The sequence below is a fragment of the Olsenella profusa F0195 genome, from assembly GCF_000468755.1.
Lineage (GTDB): Bacteria > Actinomycetota > Coriobacteriia > Coriobacteriales > Atopobiaceae > Olsenella_F > Olsenella_F profusa.
Window position 1 is genome coordinate 40,470 of sequence record NZ_AWEZ01000020.1, and the last position, 13,251, is coordinate 53,720.

The 13,251-nt window shown below is 64.2% G+C and carries 29 protein-coding genes; 3 read left to right on the top strand and 26 right to left on the bottom strand.

Features of this window, described 5'->3' with window-relative positions; genetic code table 11:
- Window positions 1-4: 4 nt before the first annotated feature.
- From HMPREF1316_RS02915 to HMPREF1316_RS03040, 26 genes are all read right to left on the bottom strand, one after another.
- Window positions 5-403: a hypothetical protein gene (locus HMPREF1316_RS02915; RefSeq protein WP_021725483.1), complete on the bottom strand. Its 399-nt coding sequence runs from the start codon at window positions 401-403 to the stop codon at window positions 5-7.
- Window positions 396-596, bottom strand: coding sequence for a hypothetical protein (locus HMPREF1316_RS02920; RefSeq protein ID WP_021725491.1), 201 nt, complete (start codon window positions 594-596; stop codon window positions 396-398). The genes HMPREF1316_RS02915 and HMPREF1316_RS02920 overlap by 8 nt, the downstream gene beginning before the upstream one ends.
- 238 nt (window positions 597-834) lie before the next feature.
- The gene (locus HMPREF1316_RS02925; RefSeq protein ID WP_021725408.1) at window positions 835-1,329 is read right to left on the bottom strand and encodes a hypothetical protein; all 495 of its coding nucleotides are present in this window, start codon (window positions 1,327-1,329) and stop codon (window positions 835-837) included.
- 44 nt (window positions 1,330-1,373) lie between these two features.
- Window positions 1,374-1,556 carry a hypothetical protein gene (locus HMPREF1316_RS02930; protein ID WP_021725389.1) on the bottom strand — a complete coding sequence of 61 codons (183 nt, stop codon included), beginning with the start codon at window positions 1,554-1,556 and terminating at the stop codon, window positions 1,374-1,376.
- Between the two features lie 48 nt (window positions 1,557-1,604).
- Window positions 1,605-1,835 carry a Lar family restriction alleviation protein gene (locus tag HMPREF1316_RS02935; RefSeq protein ID WP_021725466.1) on the bottom strand — a complete coding sequence of 77 codons (231 nt, stop codon included), beginning with the start codon at window positions 1,833-1,835 and terminating at the stop codon, window positions 1,605-1,607.
- Window positions 1,828-2,016: a hypothetical protein gene (locus HMPREF1316_RS02940; RefSeq protein ID WP_021725470.1), complete on the bottom strand. Its 189-nt coding sequence runs from the start codon at window positions 2,014-2,016 to the stop codon at window positions 1,828-1,830. The genes HMPREF1316_RS02935 and HMPREF1316_RS02940 overlap by 8 nt, the downstream gene beginning before the upstream one ends.
- Window positions 2,009-2,338, bottom strand: a complete 330-nt coding sequence (locus HMPREF1316_RS02945; protein ID WP_040651043.1) for a hypothetical protein — start codon at window positions 2,336-2,338, stop codon at window positions 2,009-2,011. The genes HMPREF1316_RS02940 and HMPREF1316_RS02945 overlap by 8 nt, the downstream gene beginning before the upstream one ends.
- Window positions 2,339-2,502: 164 nt before the next feature.
- Window positions 2,503-2,715: a hypothetical protein gene (locus HMPREF1316_RS02955; RefSeq protein WP_021725462.1), complete on the bottom strand. Its 213-nt coding sequence runs from the start codon at window positions 2,713-2,715 to the stop codon at window positions 2,503-2,505.
- Window positions 2,716-2,720: 5 nt separating this feature from the next.
- Complete coding sequence (locus HMPREF1316_RS02960; protein WP_021725456.1) at window positions 2,721-3,020, bottom strand: hypothetical protein; 300 nt, start codon at window positions 3,018-3,020, stop codon at window positions 2,721-2,723.
- A complete protein-coding gene (locus tag HMPREF1316_RS02965; protein ID WP_021725430.1) occupies window positions 3,017-3,487 on the bottom strand; it encodes a class I SAM-dependent methyltransferase in 471 nt (156 codons plus the stop codon). The genes HMPREF1316_RS02960 and HMPREF1316_RS02965 overlap by 4 nt, the downstream gene beginning before the upstream one ends.
- A complete protein-coding gene (locus tag HMPREF1316_RS02970) occupies window positions 3,487-4,080 on the bottom strand; it encodes a hypothetical protein (protein ID WP_021725422.1) in 594 nt (197 codons plus the stop codon). Before HMPREF1316_RS02970 ends, HMPREF1316_RS02965 begins: the two co-directional genes overlap by 1 nt.
- Window positions 4,080-4,307, bottom strand: coding sequence for a hypothetical protein (locus HMPREF1316_RS02975; protein ID WP_040651050.1), 228 nt, complete (start codon window positions 4,305-4,307; stop codon window positions 4,080-4,082). The genes HMPREF1316_RS02970 and HMPREF1316_RS02975 overlap by 1 nt, the downstream gene beginning before the upstream one ends.
- Window positions 4,295-4,678, bottom strand: coding sequence for a hypothetical protein (locus tag HMPREF1316_RS02980; RefSeq protein WP_040651053.1), 384 nt, complete (start codon window positions 4,676-4,678; stop codon window positions 4,295-4,297). The genes HMPREF1316_RS02975 and HMPREF1316_RS02980 overlap by 13 nt, the downstream gene beginning before the upstream one ends.
- The gene (locus HMPREF1316_RS02985; protein WP_084620818.1) at window positions 4,671-5,381 is read right to left on the bottom strand and encodes an ATP-binding protein; all 711 of its coding nucleotides are present in this window, start codon (window positions 5,379-5,381) and stop codon (window positions 4,671-4,673) included. The genes HMPREF1316_RS02980 and HMPREF1316_RS02985 overlap by 8 nt, the downstream gene beginning before the upstream one ends.
- Window positions 5,365-5,970: a DUF6291 domain-containing protein gene (locus HMPREF1316_RS13060; RefSeq protein WP_021725433.1), complete on the bottom strand. Its 606-nt coding sequence runs from the start codon at window positions 5,968-5,970 to the stop codon at window positions 5,365-5,367. Before HMPREF1316_RS13060 ends, HMPREF1316_RS02985 begins: the two co-directional genes overlap by 17 nt.
- Before the next feature lie 10 nt (window positions 5,971-5,980).
- Window positions 5,981-6,544: a single-stranded DNA-binding protein gene (locus HMPREF1316_RS02995; protein WP_021725385.1), complete on the bottom strand. Its 564-nt coding sequence runs from the start codon at window positions 6,542-6,544 to the stop codon at window positions 5,981-5,983.
- A gap of 8 nt (window positions 6,545-6,552) precedes the next feature.
- Window positions 6,553-6,906, bottom strand: a complete 354-nt coding sequence (locus HMPREF1316_RS13065) for a hypothetical protein (protein WP_021725393.1) — start codon at window positions 6,904-6,906, stop codon at window positions 6,553-6,555.
- Window positions 6,907-6,909: 3 nt separating this feature from the next.
- The gene (locus tag HMPREF1316_RS03005) at window positions 6,910-7,461 is read right to left on the bottom strand and encodes an ERF family protein (protein ID WP_021725403.1); all 552 of its coding nucleotides are present in this window, start codon (window positions 7,459-7,461) and stop codon (window positions 6,910-6,912) included.
- Between the two features lie 4 nt (window positions 7,462-7,465).
- Entirely contained in the window at window positions 7,466-8,632 is a 1,167-nt protein-coding gene (locus HMPREF1316_RS13070) for a DUF1351 domain-containing protein (RefSeq protein ID WP_021725467.1), read from the bottom strand.
- Window positions 8,629-9,015, bottom strand: coding sequence for a RusA family crossover junction endodeoxyribonuclease (locus HMPREF1316_RS03015; RefSeq protein ID WP_021725471.1), 387 nt, complete (start codon window positions 9,013-9,015; stop codon window positions 8,629-8,631). The genes HMPREF1316_RS13070 and HMPREF1316_RS03015 overlap by 4 nt, the downstream gene beginning before the upstream one ends.
- Entirely contained in the window at window positions 9,015-9,335 is a 321-nt protein-coding gene (locus HMPREF1316_RS03020) for a hypothetical protein (protein ID WP_198009557.1), read from the bottom strand. The genes HMPREF1316_RS03015 and HMPREF1316_RS03020 overlap by 1 nt, the downstream gene beginning before the upstream one ends.
- A 16-nt stretch (window positions 9,336-9,351) precedes the next feature.
- Complete coding sequence (locus HMPREF1316_RS13975) at window positions 9,352-9,522, bottom strand: hypothetical protein (RefSeq protein WP_021725381.1); 171 nt, start codon at window positions 9,520-9,522, stop codon at window positions 9,352-9,354.
- Window positions 9,519-9,722, bottom strand: a complete 204-nt coding sequence (locus HMPREF1316_RS03025) for a helix-turn-helix domain-containing protein (protein WP_040651057.1) — start codon at window positions 9,720-9,722, stop codon at window positions 9,519-9,521. The genes HMPREF1316_RS13975 and HMPREF1316_RS03025 overlap by 4 nt, the downstream gene beginning before the upstream one ends.
- Window positions 9,723-9,778: 56 nt before the next feature.
- The gene (locus HMPREF1316_RS03030) at window positions 9,779-10,174 is read right to left on the bottom strand and encodes a hypothetical protein (protein WP_021725404.1); all 396 of its coding nucleotides are present in this window, start codon (window positions 10,172-10,174) and stop codon (window positions 9,779-9,781) included.
- A gap of 10 nt (window positions 10,175-10,184) precedes the next feature.
- Window positions 10,185-10,541, bottom strand: coding sequence for a hypothetical protein (locus tag HMPREF1316_RS03035; RefSeq protein ID WP_040651059.1), 357 nt, complete (start codon window positions 10,539-10,541; stop codon window positions 10,185-10,187).
- 334 nt (window positions 10,542-10,875) lie between these two features.
- On the bottom strand, window positions 10,876-11,097 hold the full coding sequence (locus tag HMPREF1316_RS03040; RefSeq protein WP_021725442.1) for a helix-turn-helix domain-containing protein: 222 nt from the start codon (window positions 11,095-11,097) through the stop codon (window positions 10,876-10,878).
- A 56-nt stretch (window positions 11,098-11,153) separates the two neighbouring features.
- Here HMPREF1316_RS03040 and HMPREF1316_RS03045 point away from each other — a divergent pair, with 56 nt between their 5' ends.
- The 3 genes from HMPREF1316_RS03045 to HMPREF1316_RS13075 are packed head-to-tail and all read left to right on the top strand — an operon-like array spanning window position 11,154 to window position 13,178.
- On the top strand, window positions 11,154-11,867 hold the full coding sequence (locus HMPREF1316_RS03045) for a LexA family protein (RefSeq protein WP_232204407.1): 714 nt from the start codon (window positions 11,154-11,156) through the stop codon (window positions 11,865-11,867).
- A 19-nt stretch (window positions 11,868-11,886) separates the two neighbouring features.
- Entirely contained in the window at window positions 11,887-12,630 is a 744-nt protein-coding gene (locus HMPREF1316_RS03050) for a hypothetical protein (RefSeq protein ID WP_156900977.1), read from the top strand.
- Between the two features lie 35 nt (window positions 12,631-12,665).
- A complete protein-coding gene (locus HMPREF1316_RS13075) occupies window positions 12,666-13,178 on the top strand; it encodes a hypothetical protein (protein ID WP_021725402.1) in 513 nt (170 codons plus the stop codon).
- Window positions 13,179-13,251 lie beyond the last annotated feature (73 nt).

A 13,251-nucleotide genomic window follows, 5' to 3' on the forward strand; every position in this document is an offset into this window, starting at 1 on the left:
CCTGCTAGCCGCCATCGTCCATAGCCACGTCCAGCAGGTGCGAGAACGCCTCCGCGCTCTCCCTGGACGGAGCGGTAAGCTCCACGCGGTCGCTCGGCCTCTGGCCTGACGTGTCGCGGATGAACTCGGCTGCCTTGGTGTCTCCAGCCATGGCCTTGCGGAGCTGCGCCAGCGCGATGGCCTGCCCGACGGTCATGTTCTTGCCGTCCATGCCGTCCATCGTGCCGGCCGAGGTGACGCCGCCCTTGTGCAGAGGCATGTCGAGCATGTCGCGGAAGGTCTCGCGCATGTCCCTGCGCTCACGGCGCTTCCTCGCCGAGGCCTTGCCCGCCTTGCTTGCGTTGGCTCGGCGCTGGCTCGGCGTGCGCGCGTCGTTAGGCACGAGGTTCTCTGGGTTAGCCATGGTGCCTCGCCGCCCTCAGGTCGACGGGGCTCGCGACGTTGCGCATGCACTCGACCACGCCGTCATACCGGCGCTCGACGTATGCCAGGGCGTCGGCGTCCACGCCACGCTCGAGGAGGGCACGTCTCATCGCCACCGCCATCCGTGTCGTATGCCTGGCGGCGATGCGTGCGATGTCGAAGAGCGTCACCATGCACCCCCATGCGCAAAAGGGGCCACAGGCATAAGCCCATGGCCCCACCGGTCAATCTCAGCACGATACCCTTATACCACCAATCACCTGGCACGACCTGGCAGAACCCGGCACGACCCGGCAATTTTCCTGGCGCGTGACTAAAGCGCGCGCCTATGTCTGGAACCTATGACATAAGGTGTCGGAAATCACGGGGTCTTAATCCATTAATCTGAATAGACACGCGATTCCAATCATTTTACCCCTCGGCAAGCCCCAGGCCGTCCCTCATGCGGTCGAGCCCGTAGGCGTCGATGGTGTCGCAGGCGACGCGCACGGCGTCCCTGCACCAACGCTCGCTCATGCCGCACCCCTCGGCCACCTCTGGCCAGGTTGCCGCGGCGCAGAAGCGCCACCACAGGCAGTCGGCGTACTGCGATCCAAGCATGGAGCACACGCCTCCCGACCCGGTCTGCCCCGAGCCGTATATGACGTCGCAGCACAGGTCTATGAGCGCGTAGTCCTCACTCTGTCGGCTCCTGACGCGCTCCTCGTAGTCCATGCGCTCGTCGGTGGCGCGCATCTGGTCTGCCCTGTGCCCGCTCCTGCCGTGGGCGTCGTACGACTGTGGCCTCACGCCCTCGCGCGACTCCATGCGTGCCAGCGACCGCCTGATGCGCTCGGCGTCCCTTGCCGCCTCGCGCGTCGCCTCGAAGAGGTCGATTGCCGTCGCATACGAGTTCCCTGTCTCCAAGATTCCACCCCAGACCGCCATTCCGCCATCAGTCACCAGGATCGTCAATCGTCGGCATGCATGGACCTGTACCGCTCGCAGGAGACGATCTCGTTGACCGCCGTGTCCTTGCGCGCGCCCGCATAGCCGAGGCATACGCCCTCGTCGCGGGCGAGCTGCCTCAGCTCCCTCATCGTCATGCGCATGAGCTCGTCGCGCCTCGCGCTCTCATCGAACTCGTTGACCATCGCGTTCCTCCATCCTCAGCCTGTACCTGCACTCGTACGCCCTGCACGTCAGCGCGCGGAGCACCGGGCATTGCCTGTGGTCACATCGTGGCATGTGCCCTCCGTCCTGCGGTTCCACGCCTCGATTGCCTGGGCAGCGTTCTGCCACCATCCGGAGTCGACCTGTCCCATGCAATCAGGACACACGACCCTGTAGCGCCATTGGCCTTCGTGGTGCTCGTACCTTTCCACGATGGCGGACGTGCCGCCGCAGAAGGGACAGGGCTTAAGCTCACTCATCCCCGTCACCCCTCATCTCGCGCAGCAGGTCGGTGTGCGCGGAGTTCCACCTGCCGTGCGCCCGCCCGAACGACGTTGCCTCGCTCTCCGACATGCGCTCCCCGAGCGCGGCCGAGAGGATGCCCACCATGCCGTACAGTGCCTCCAGGCACTTGAGCAGTGCCTCGTCACGCTCACTCATCCGTGTCTCCCCTCATGACCCTCGCACCACAGCAGGCGCAGTGGCGCGGCAGCAGTGTCCTCCCGTCCCGCAGGGAGACGCCCAGGGAGCTGTCGCACTCGGAGCACACCAGCTCGTCGTCATTACTCGTGTCCGAGCGCACGGCGCGGCACGTCGGATCGATGAGGTCGGCGATACGGAGAATGAGCCGCTTTCTCTCACTGATATACATCTCGATTGGCATCCTCCCGAAAACCGCATTGAACACCGCCTTTTCGTCATAGAACCCCATCTCGGCCCTTAGCCTCTCGGCCACCTCGCGCCTCTCGTCACTAGCTGCCATCGTTCGCACTTCCTATCCTCAACCTGTACCTGCACTCGTACGCCCTGCACGTCATCGCCCGGAGCACGGGGTGCAGCTGAATCTGCCCGCCACGGACAATGCACTTCCACACGTCCGGTATTTTCGGGTGCGGGCCGAGGACGCACCGCGAGTGCTCGCAGTCCTCACATCTGCGCATCGTCCCTCCTCTCGCCCCAAGCGCAGAAGCCGTCTGGATCCGCCTGCGGAAGGTCGGCCAGGTCGCAGCCGATTGCCTCGTCCCAATCCCACAGTCCCCCCCAGTGCTCGCACTCGCGGCACCGCACGACCCTCTCCCGCACGGCGTCGCCGCCGAGGAGGACGTCGGCAACCATCAGCTCGGCCACGTACTCGCCCATGCCGCTCATCGCTTGCCATCTCCAGTCTTGATGTTGTGGACGTCGTGCACGCACCTCATGCACACGTCCCTGTCGTAGTCCGGGCACTCGGCGTCGAACCTGTGGTGCCCGATGCCCGGCACCGCCCGCGCGGCCTCCTCCGCCGTGGCGGGGCGCAGGCACTCCCTCGGGGTGAGCGCCGCCGTGCATCCCTCGTGGTAGCAGACGTACCAGCCGGTCCGGCCGCGCCCAGCGACGCGCCCGACCCGCACCTGCCCGATGCCCAGGTCGTATGCGACGTAGTCGCCGTATCCGTACTTGCTCATAAGTCATCCTCCTTGAGGAAAAGAATCCAGTGCGTCTTGCTCGCCTTCGGCCTGCGGTTGCCCAGGAGCGGCCTTGCCGGGCAGCAGGACAGCACGTCCATGAGGGGTATGTGGTACTCGTACCACTTGAAGACGAGCGTGCCGCCCGGCCTGAGCACGCGCAGGCACTCGGAGAAGCCCGCCGAGAGGTCGTCGCGCCACCCCTTGGGGTCGAGCCTGCCGTACTTGTCCACCTGCCAGCCCGCCCCCACCTCAAGGTGCGGAGGGTCGAAGACGACCAGCGAGAAAGACTCGTCCGGGAAGGGCAGGTCGCGGAAGTCGGCCACCAGGTCAGGCTCCACGTCGAGCGCACGACCGTCGCAGAGGACCTTGTGGCGCGGATTGAGGTCACAGAATGTGACGCGCTGGTCTTCCTTGTCGAAGTAGAAGCTCCTCGGCCCGCAGGCCACATCCAGCGCCGGTGTCATCACTCGTCACTTCCCAGCCTGCGCAGGCGCTCGGCGATGCCGTGCAGGTGGTCATACGGCTCGTCGGGGTCCTGCCCGGCGTCTATCCAGCGGTCTATCTCGTCCGCGAGCGAGGAAGGCGTGTCTGCGTGGCTGAAGAGGCCGGTGCGCAGCGTCACGAAGCCGTCCGCGCACCCGACACTGACGCCATTGTCCGTGAGGTAGACGCTCGTCACCTCCCGCCTGCTGCCCATGTCAGGGTGGGTGACCACGTCGCCGGGTCGTATCGGCTCCCCGTCCGCACCTATCGGCAGGCGCATGAGGCCGTGCGCGGCCAGCTCTGCGTCCGTCCTGTCGGCGTACCAGTCGTCGGCGGAGGCAAAGCCCTCGTCGAACCCACGTTGGTAATCCTCAGTGTCGTCCGACACATCGCACAGCTCGCGAACCTTGGCGGCGATGGCAATTACGTCCTCTACGTAGGTGTTTCGCATTTCCAGCCCCATCGCCTCGCACAGCCTGTTCACCGCACACCAGCAGGTCTTGTTGACACAGCCTGCCCAGTCGATCTCTCCAATGCTCGCAGCGATCTCGCGTCGCTCATTGGTCGTGATCATCACTCGTCCTCCCTGTCAGTCGGCTCTATGAGGCATGCGAGCCTCTCGAGCACGTCTCCCCACGTCCAGTGGCCCCAGTCCCTCTCGGCCTCCGGGTACGCCGCCGCCCGCAGGTCGCCGAGCAGGCACATCTGGTCGTCACCCGTCGCGGCCGACCTGTGCAGCTGCGCCGCCACCCTGGCGCGCTCCGCCGCGTCGTGCGGGTCGCGTGTCGTCACATCGCGCATATGCGCCTCCATCCGTCCATGTCGAGCGCGTCCTGGTACCTCGTCGGCTCGTCGCAGAGGAGGTACTCCCAGTGGCCCGCGCTGCTTACGATTCCGTCTGCCGCGTTTGGCCTCCTGTCAACCCAACGGAAGTGCAGCCTGTTCTGGTGGGCGAGCCCGTGGCACCCGGACGCGTTGCCATTGCCGCAGAGCGTGATGGTCGGCTTTGCCAGCTCGACGCCATGCAGCCACATGCGCCCGGCGCCCCTGCGCACCACGTGGTGCTGGTTCAGGGGCCACGTCCTGCCGCACACGGCGCAGCGGCCGAGCGTGACGGATGGCCTGCCCATCATCGGCCGGAGCATCTCCGGCAGCGTTGTCACCCTAGCCATCGAGCCTCCTGTCCCTTCCGCCTAGCTCGACTACCTCGCATCCATCGCGCAGCCTCGAGACAACCGCTATCGCCGTGTCCTTGTCACCGTTCTTTGCCAGGCGCTCGATGAGCATTCCCGGCTTGTATTGCGTCGTGACGATCGTCGGGAGCATGCGGTTGTATCGCTCGTCCACGAGGGCGAATATTCGCTCTAGTGCGAAGTCGGTTGGGCTCTCCTTGCCGAGGTCATCGAGCACCAGGCATCTAACGCGCTGGTACTCGGGGAGCGGGTCGCTTCCATCCTTGAATCCGTCCTTGATTGCGTCGAGAATCTTCCACATTGACGAGAGCCTGACACGCACGCCATGGTCGACGAGGGTGCGCGACGTTACTGCCGCGAGCATCGTCTTTCCCGTCCCGACGCCTCCGCAGATGTAGAGGTTAGACCCTCCTTCGGCCAGCTCTGCACACTCATGAGCCATGGGGTGCTCGGCATCGGAGTAGCGAGGCATGATGCCAGCCCTCTCGTAGGCCCTACGCCTGCGCTCGTACCTCTCACGCTCGGCGGCGTCAGCCTCGGCCCTCCCGTCAGCCTCGCGCTGCCTCACGGCGCCATCGCACTGGCATGGCTCGTAGCCAGCGAAGATCGTCCTACCAGCGACGTCCAGGGTGCGGGCGCGCAGCTCCATCCCACAGAACGGGCAGCTAGTCGTACTCGCCATGGTACTCACCGCCCTCGTGGCACTCGTCACGGCACCATCTGCGGACGGTGGCCTTCCAGTCCCTCATGGGGTTTCGCCCGACCTTCCAGCCGTTCGACTCGTAGTAGTCCATGAAGCGGGCTGCATCGAATCCTGGGTGGCCCCTCTCGGACGCGTAGGCCGAGACATCATCTGCGGTCGGCTTTTGAAAGCGGGGGCTTTTCTTGGAACTTCCGTTAGGAAGTTCTTCTTTACCCTTACTCTTACCCTTACCCTTAGGTTTCTCGGTTTCGGGCGTTTGGCTTTCCGCGATTTCGCCGTTTAGCTTTTCCGATTTCTCTCGGTTAGGTTTCTCGGTTTCGGGCGTTTGGCTTTCCGCGATTTCGCCGTTTAGCTTTTTGTTAGGCCTTCCGCCCTTGCGCCCATTGACTATCCGCGTGCGGCTCTCGTCGAGGGATGGACGGATGGCGATAATAACCGCCATGGCCGTCCCCTTGACGTCTGGCTCGATTCCGTAGGCGAGAAACTCTATGAGCGCCGTGTAGTACCGCTCCCTGTCCCTTTTGCCAAGCTGTTGGCCAGCATCTATGTATGAGTCGAAGATGTTCACAGCTCTGTCCCTAGAATGGAATCTCGTCGTCGTAAAGGCCTGGCTGTGGCGCCGCCTGCGGGGCTGGTGCGGCAGCTGGCTGCGGCGCCGGTGCAGCGGCAGGCTGCTGGTACTGCGGAGCCGGTGCTGGTGCCACCTGAGGCTGCCTCGCATATGCCTGCTGGTACTGCGGGGCCTCCTGTGGCGCCTGCTGGTATGCGGGCGCAGGCTGCTGGTGCTGCGGCGCGTACGCGGGCGCATCGCTCCTGGGGCTCAGGAACTCGATGTCGTCGGCGACGACCTCGACCTTGCTGCGCTTCTTCCCGGTCTCGGAGTCCTGCCACTCGCTGTAGCGCAGACGCCCGGACACGGACACCTTTGATCCCTTGTGCAGCATCCCGGAGAGCGCGCCGGCTCGGTTGCCGAAGACCACGACGCCGATCCAGTTGGGCCTGTCCGCCCACGTGCCGTCCTGCTGCCTGACCCTGTCGTTCACGGCCACCCTCATGCTCAGCACCTGGGTGCCGGTGCTGGTCTGCCTCAGCTCGGGGTTCGCCCCGAGGTTGCCTGAGATGCTTGCAACGTTGATGCTCATCGTCTCCCCTATCCGTTCGCCGCCCTCGACCACTCTCGGTCTATCTGGGCGTTCACTATCCGTATCCGCAGCTTTATCGTGTTGATGGCCTCCTGCGAGGCCTTGTAGAGCGCCTCTGCGCAGTCCCTGGAGCACTTGAGGTCGGCTATGTGGGGGTCGCCCCTGCACAGGTCCGATATGACCGTCACCGGCGTCCCCTTGGTGCGCTCGTCCAGGATGCGGAGGCGGAGCGCCTTGCGGTACTCCGCCTCGTTCCTGGCGTACTGGCAGCCCGCGTTCCTCATGGCCTCGACCTCGCCGTCGAGCCTGTCCTGCAGCTCCATGAGCTCGGCGTAGTCGCCCTGCCCGGCGTAGGTGCCCATGGGCTACCTGATCCGCCAGTCGGGGTTCGGGCAGCAGCCGGGTCGTGCCAGGAAGGCCTCGTACTGCGCTGCGTTCTTGAAGGTGTAGGCCATACCGCAGCTGTGGCACTTCGCCTCGAACGGGCCGTCCGGGATGGCCTCCGCGCCCGTCGCCCCGTCACCAGCGTCGCTGTCGGCCGTGTCGTCCAGGGCGAAGAGGTTTCCCAGCGCGCGCTTGCCGGCGTAGGAGGACGCGGTCCCGGTTATCTGGGCCGCGTCCATCCCCTTCTTCTCCTCGGGCTCCCTCGCCAGGCCGTGGGCCGACATGATGGCGCCCGTCTCCGTGTCCACGACCGACGCCGTGCAGCGCACGTAGTGCCAGCCGCCGACGTCCACGACCTCGTCGTCGCATATGAGCGCGAGGCCCCTCTCGTGGCACAGGGGCTTGGCCGCCTCGAGGATGTCCTCCTTGCTGCGGTAGTAGAACTTGCTGAAGTTGTTCCATTGCTTCTTCTCGACCTTGATCCTGCCCTGTATGTCGGCCAGGCGCGCCATCAGGCTTGTCTCGTCTGCCATCTCTCTATCCTCTCGTCCTGTCGAGCGCCTGCGCCAGCGTCCCCGGCAGCACGCGCCCCCTCACGCCGAGCGACCCGATGGCCTTCGCCACCAGCTCCATCTGCGACCTCGTGGCCGCCTCGACCACGACCACCCACGGGGCGGTGGCCTCGCCCGGCTCCGAGAACGTCGGTGCGGGAGGTGCCGCGGGCGCCTGAGGGGCCGTATCCGGCGCCGGGGCGGGCGGTGCCTCCACCGGGTCGGGTGCGGGCGCAAACGGCGCGAATTCAGGCGCTGGTGCGGCCTCGGGGGCCATCGGAGCGTCACCGGGCGCGGCCGGCTCCATTCCGGCCTCGGCGCGCCTCAGCCGTGCCTCCTCGGCCTCGCGGAGCCTCGCCTCGTGCTCGGTCTCCTCGCGTGCCCTCCTCTCCGCCTCGGCGGCGGCCCTCTCGGCCTCCTCACGCTCGAGGCGCTCGCGCTCGGCCCGCTCGGCCTCCTGGCGGCGGCGTTCCGCCTCCTCGAGGGCCTCCCTCTGGCGCCTGCGCTCGGCGGCGCGGCGCATGGCCTCGCCCATGTCGAGCGTCGAGAGGTAGTCCTGCTTGAGCGCCATCCTCTCGCCCTCGTCGAGCGACTGGGCGTCTATGGATTCGAGGTCGGCCTCTATGGCCCTCACGTGCCTGGTGACGTCCTCCTGGATGGCTGCTTCGTTTGTGCCGTAGTTGAGCCACTTGCCCTCGGCGCCGAACGCGTCGACGAGCCTCTGGAAGGGCACGGCGTCCACCACGACGCCGCCCTGGTCGACGTACCACGCCTCGATGGCCTGCGTGCGGGACTCCACCGTGAGCCTCTCCCACTCGGCGAGCGCCTCCTTGTAGGAGGCGTCCACCCCGGAGAGCGGCGCGAGCAGGTCGCGAACCTGGGCCTCGAAGTCGCGCACGGCGTCCTTGATGGCGCCGACCTGCTCCCTGCGGGCGTCCTCGACCTCCTTGATGGCCTTGCGGGCCTGCGTGCGCGCCCGCTTGCTGTCCCTGTAGTCCTTCGCGCTCTCGATCTCGTGCGGCCGGTAGTCCTCGGCTATCTCGGCCACCTTGGCACGCTGCTCGGCGAGCCACCTGTCCGCCCCGGAGAGCACGTCGGGCGCGTCGATGACCGTGGCCTCGACCTCCTCGACCTTCTTCTTCCTCGCTGTCATGAGCTCCTCCAATGCATGTCCTCGCCCGTGATGGTCACCACCACGCGCGGCTTTCTCTTGTCTATCGAGAACTCGCTCGATATCCCGCCCACGTGCCGCTGGTCGTCGTCCCCGATGACCCCGGCCTCGACGAGGCCGTCCAGCACGAACTTCATCCCGAACGCGACGTTGTCCAGGTCGCGCCTTGAGTCGCGCTCCACCCACCTGCACGTGACCGTGACTGGGCCGAAGAACCGGCCGACCCTCGCGGCCCTGGCGCACGCGGCCACGAGCCGGGTGCTCTCGCGCTTGAGCTTGGCGCCCACCGCCCAGTGGGAGCGGCAGGCCCTCGTGTACTCGTTGAGCCCGGGGAGCCTCCCGGGCACCTCGAAGCGCCTGACCATCAGGACACCCCGTCGAAGTCGCTCCTGCGGGTCATGACGCGCATGCCGTCGTGCCTGCGCGCGAGCCAGCGCCCTATGAGGGCGCGGTCGCTGTTGTTCACCCTGTAGCGGTGCACCTGGCCGTAGGCGTCCTGGAACGGAATGGGGTCTATCCGCAGCCCGCCGTCGTGGCGCAGCTTCTCGATGACGTACTGGACGCTCACGCGGCCCTCGCGCTCCTGCATCCCCAGCGCGTACTCGTCCAGGAGCGCGCACGCCCTGGGGTTGCGCCTCTTCCACATCTCGAAGAGCTGCCTCCTGGCGTTTGCTCCGAGTGGCATCGGGTAGCTCGGCATGTCACCCATCGACGACCACCACCGACGCCGGTACGCGCCCGGTCCTGTCCTCGTAGTCCATCTCCCCCGCGATGCCGAGGCACGCGAGGACGAGCAGGAGCGCCAGGACGGCGGCGGCCACCTGGAGTGGCGTCAGCATGTCCGTGTCCTCGAACCTCCGATGCGCCCTCATGACCTCATCCCCCTCATCCACCTGTCCAGGTCGCGCCTCCGTACCCTGCGGCCCCGCAAGGCCCCGTGCGGCATCAGGCTCGGCAGCTCACCGCTCCTGATGGCCGTCCTTATGACCCGCTCCGAGAAGCCCGTGAGCGCCGCCGCCTCTGCGACGGAGAGCGTCACTGACCCCTCCGGTGGTGCTATGCTCTTGTCCATGGATCCCTCCGATCCTGTCGGCCCGCCCGCTGTGCCAGCAGCGGGCGGGCGCCTTGTCACTCGTTCTCCTTGATGGCCTCGGCAAGCTTCTCGTCGTAGACCTCGCGCAGCTGCGCGTCGCAGGCGTCGCGGAAGGCCGTGAGGCTCATACAGTCGGGAATCTTGTCACGCTTGATCTGCCTGTCGCACCAGCCATCGAACGACTGGTAGGTGTCCGTGTCCTCGTCGTACTCGGGATTCGACCAGTAGCCGTCGATGCACTTCTTGACCGCCGCGCGCTTTCCGGCCTCGATGAAGTAGGCTTCGGTGACGCTCAGCGACGCCGTGGCTGTGACCTCTCGCTGCTCGCGCTCGGCCGCCTCGATGGCGCGCGCCTGCTCGCGCAGGCGGTCGTTCTCGTCGCACAGACTGATGACGTCTGCGACGATGCGGTACTTGCTCTGTGCGTCCATGTGTTCCTCCCTAGAAGATTCGCTGCGGCACGTAGCCGCCCGCCTCGCGGTCATAGTGCATGAGCGTGAGGGTCACGCCGTAGATGGCGCATGCCCTGATGACCGCCGCGGCTGCGGCGGTGAGGCCGGTCACGTACACGACCAGCTCACACACTCCCGTGTAGCACGGGAGGTCGGTGTAGTCGGCGCTGTTGAGCGGGCGCCCGACCCTGATGATGATGCCGACCTCCTGCAGGACGAAGTCGCTTGCCACGCGCGCCATGCCCTCGAAGTCGGTCGGGTCGGCGATCGCCTCGAAGACGTATCTGCTGACGGGCATCTCATGACGGCCCCTGACGAGGCCGACCTGCACCTTCTCCATGTCCATACCTCCGATTCCCCGCGAGCGTCCCGCGCGGCCGTCCCGGTCAGGGCGGCGCACGCCAGAAAGGAGGGGCGCGACCACCGCGTGGCTGTGTCGGTTCGTCCGCCCTTGCGACCGGGTTGCCGCTATGCAGACGGCCCCCGGAAGCGGGACGGCCCCGCGGGGCGCTCGCTTGCGTATGATTGCTTGTCAGTGCTTGCGGCCGTTTCTCCTCAGTCGAGCGACCGTGGGCGCACCCACGGAAACAGCGGCCAAACGTGCGATGGCGGGTGCCGCTGGCTCCACCAGACGGCCCACATCGGCTATTCGGTTCTCAAGGTGCATTGATGACTACGGTCTATTTCGCGACAACTTTTTGGTGTGGATCCTTGGTTTGCTCCATCAGGTACTCAGGAGAAACCATGTAGAGCTTTGAAAGCTTGATCAAGTTGTCCCCAAGTGGTTCAGTAAGACCGTTCTCCCATCTGAGCAGTGCATTCTCATGCACGCCAATGGCCTTAGCGACCTCCTTTGCCGTCAGACCAAGCCTTGCTCTCTCGGCCCTCATGTGTCCTCTCATGTCTCACCTCCAACAACAATTACGTGTTGCTGGAGTAAGAATAAAACAACGTTTCCGTGTTTGTCAACAACATTTTTGTGTGTAAAAATCAGGTTCAGCCAAGACACAAAACGGAGGAGGTGTTTGCCTTGGGCAGTTACAAGATTGCCGAGGCGAGACGCGCAAAGGGGTGGAGCCAAGCTGATCTTGCCAAGCACATAGGTACCACGCAGCAGCAAATCGCAAGATATGAGAGTGGTGCAAACGACGTAAAGTCAAGCGTGCTGATAAAGCTGTCCTCAACCCTTGGCGTCACAATCTCCTACCTTCTTGGTGTTGATAGCGACAGCGGATATATCGAGGCCATTCCAGCGCGCTCATATGCTTTACCTATTGTCGGCCGAATAGCGGCTGGTTCCGCGAGAGAGGCGATCGAGCAGGCTGGTGAGACGCGCCAGACAACGGAAGAGCTGTACCAAGAGCATCCGAACGCCTTCTGGCTCACCGTCGCGGGCAACTCTATGAACAGACTGTTCGCAGAGGGCACCCTGGTGTTGATTGATCCAGACGAGGAAGTCAGAAACGGTGATGTTGCCGCCCTGTTCGTCAATGGCGATGATGCGACCATCAAGAGGGTCTACTTCGATGGGAAGTCCGTGACGCTGGTCCCAGAGAGCTATGACGTCGAGTACATGTCACGGACTATCGACAGATCGGACCCCGAAGCCCCAGCCGTACGAATGATTGGCAAGGCGGTGGCATACACGTCACCGGTTAATTGGAGAGCGTAGCTTAAGGGAGGTGGAATAGATGGGATTGTTTGTCAGAAGGCAGGCACGGCATGTCGCATCTCGCTCAGAAATAGATGCCGAAAAAGCTAAGTTCGCGAGAGCCATTGAAGAGAGCATGTGGTCGGATGAGGACCGTCGTGAGTCAGAGCGTATGAATGCGTTGCCAAGGAGATCAATAGTCGAGGTGAATACTGGTGTGCCAGGCTTTCCATTCACTCCTGGATCATATGTCGGCGCTCAAGATCACATTGATGACAATGGGGCGGAGATGCACGGAATATGGTATGCAAACGCCACGGCACTTGTGTCGATTATCGAGACGGTAGATTCCCTCGTTCGCATGCTTAACGTCATGACTCCAATGACACGCATTAAGGTTGATATGTCGAACATCAGACCAGTTGATGACATAACCTCAGATCTGCCAGAACACTACGCATGGGCGTATCTGAACCAACTAACCCCAACTGGCAGGACTCCTAAATATACGGCCTCAATCGAGTTCATCGCGGGACTTGAGAGGCCAAAGCACATGACCATCGAAGAGCTAGACAGCTTCATCAAGGAGCACCCGAGCCCAGAACAGTCATCTGGAAAGATTGACTATCTCCCAGACGGAAGAGTGGGCAAGGCGCGTCTAGGCATTTGGGACAAACCATATTTCTATGTTGCGCATTTCAAACTTGTTGCTGGGGAACTCGTAGTATCGCGTTATTCACGCGATCTTGAAGGAAAAACGGAAGTTATCTACCGACTCGATTAGCGATACCAACCCCATGGAAACGGATTGAGGAAAAGATGCTTAAAAACAAGGTGGTTTCGGCAGGACTTGGCATCGCGATGGCCCTCTCCCTGGGCGCGTGCGGCGGACAGCCACAGCAGCAGCCGCAGGGCACTGATGGCAGTCAGCAGTCACAGCAAGAGCAGCCACAGGCCAAAGAGGAATCCGCAAAGAAGGACTTTGACGGTTCCGGCCAGTCCAAGGTCGGCGAGGGAACCGCGATGCTCCACACGCAGGCGGGGACCACGGAGGGTGGCAACGTCCCGAAGCTCACCGTGCCGAAGGGCACCACCGTCTACCAGATCGAGCTAGACACCAAGGGCCTCGACGGCTCGGCCGTGACGCACGTCTACGTTGACGGAATGGAGGCCACGGAGGGCAACTTCGGCGACTCCCAGCTGACGTTCGACCTCAAGGGTGACGCCCTCAAGGAGGGCACCCACACGGTGGAGGTCGTGCAGTTCCAGGGTGACGAGGTCGGTGGCACTGTGACCCTCTACCGGAGCATGGGCTACGAGATAGCGAGCTAGTGGGATAAGAGTTTCGCCCCCTCGGTCATCTTGGCAGAGGACGAGGGGGCGATGGCCACGGATAGGGGGCCGA

Coding starts and splice junctions, on each gene's coding strand:
- HMPREF1316_RS02915 (WP_021725483.1), bottom strand. CDS start 403: ATGGCTAACCCAGAGAACCTCGTGCCTAACGACGCGCGCACGCCGAGC.
- HMPREF1316_RS02920 (WP_021725491.1), bottom strand. CDS start 596: ATGGTGACGCTCTTCGACATCGCACGCATCGCCGCCAGGCATACGACA.
- HMPREF1316_RS02930 (WP_021725389.1), bottom strand. CDS start 1,556: ATGGTCAACGAGTTCGATGAGAGCGCGAGGCGCGACGAGCTCATGCGC.
- HMPREF1316_RS02935 (WP_021725466.1), bottom strand. CDS start 1,835: ATGAGTGAGCTTAAGCCCTGTCCCTTCTGCGGCGGCACGTCCGCCATC.
- HMPREF1316_RS02940 (WP_021725470.1), bottom strand. CDS start 2,016: ATGAGTGAGCGTGACGAGGCACTGCTCAAGTGCCTGGAGGCACTGTAC.
- HMPREF1316_RS02945 (WP_040651043.1), bottom strand. CDS start 2,338: ATGGCAGCTAGTGACGAGAGGCGCGAGGTGGCCGAGAGGCTAAGGGCC.
- HMPREF1316_RS02955 (WP_021725462.1), bottom strand. CDS start 2,715: ATGGGCGAGTACGTGGCCGAGCTGATGGTTGCCGACGTCCTCCTCGGC.
- HMPREF1316_RS02960 (WP_021725456.1), bottom strand. CDS start 3,020: ATGAGCAAGTACGGATACGGCGACTACGTCGCATACGACCTGGGCATC.
- HMPREF1316_RS02965 (WP_021725430.1), bottom strand. CDS start 3,487: ATGACACCGGCGCTGGATGTGGCCTGCGGGCCGAGGAGCTTCTACTTC.
- HMPREF1316_RS02970 (WP_021725422.1), bottom strand. CDS start 4,080: ATGATCACGACCAATGAGCGACGCGAGATCGCTGCGAGCATTGGAGAG.
- HMPREF1316_RS02975 (WP_040651050.1), bottom strand. CDS start 4,307: ATGCGCGATGTGACGACACGCGACCCGCACGACGCGGCGGAGCGCGCC.
- HMPREF1316_RS02980 (WP_040651053.1), bottom strand. CDS start 4,678: ATGGCTAGGGTGACAACGCTGCCGGAGATGCTCCGGCCGATGATGGGC.
- HMPREF1316_RS02985 (WP_084620818.1), bottom strand. CDS start 5,381: ATGGCGAGTACGACTAGCTGCCCGTTCTGTGGGATGGAGCTGCGCGCC.
- HMPREF1316_RS02995 (WP_021725385.1), bottom strand. CDS start 6,544: ATGAGCATCAACGTTGCAAGCATCTCAGGCAACCTCGGGGCGAACCCC.
- HMPREF1316_RS13065 (WP_021725393.1), bottom strand. CDS start 6,906: ATGGGCACCTACGCCGGGCAGGGCGACTACGCCGAGCTCATGGAGCTG.
- HMPREF1316_RS03005 (WP_021725403.1), bottom strand. CDS start 7,461: ATGGCAGACGAGACAAGCCTGATGGCGCGCCTGGCCGACATACAGGGC.
- HMPREF1316_RS13070 (WP_021725467.1), bottom strand. CDS start 8,632: ATGACAGCGAGGAAGAAGAAGGTCGAGGAGGTCGAGGCCACGGTCATC.
- HMPREF1316_RS03015 (WP_021725471.1), bottom strand. CDS start 9,015: ATGGTCAGGCGCTTCGAGGTGCCCGGGAGGCTCCCCGGGCTCAACGAG.
- HMPREF1316_RS03020 (WP_198009557.1), bottom strand. CDS start 9,335: ATGCCACTCGGAGCAAACGCCAGGAGGCAGCTCTTCGAGATGTGGAAG.
- HMPREF1316_RS13975 (WP_021725381.1), bottom strand. CDS start 9,522: ATGAGGGCGCATCGGAGGTTCGAGGACACGGACATGCTGACGCCACTC.
- HMPREF1316_RS03025 (WP_040651057.1), bottom strand. CDS start 9,722: ATGGACAAGAGCATAGCACCACCGGAGGGGTCAGTGACGCTCTCCGTC.
- HMPREF1316_RS03030 (WP_021725404.1), bottom strand. CDS start 10,174: ATGGACGCACAGAGCAAGTACCGCATCGTCGCAGACGTCATCAGTCTG.
- HMPREF1316_RS03035 (WP_040651059.1), bottom strand. CDS start 10,541: ATGGACATGGAGAAGGTGCAGGTCGGCCTCGTCAGGGGCCGTCATGAG.
- HMPREF1316_RS03040 (WP_021725442.1), bottom strand. CDS start 11,097: ATGAGAGGACACATGAGGGCCGAGAGAGCAAGGCTTGGTCTGACGGCA.
- HMPREF1316_RS03050 (WP_156900977.1), top strand. CDS start 11,887: ATGGGATTGTTTGTCAGAAGGCAGGCACGGCATGTCGCATCTCGCTCA.
- HMPREF1316_RS13075 (WP_021725402.1), top strand. CDS start 12,666: ATGCTTAAAAACAAGGTGGTTTCGGCAGGACTTGGCATCGCGATGGCC.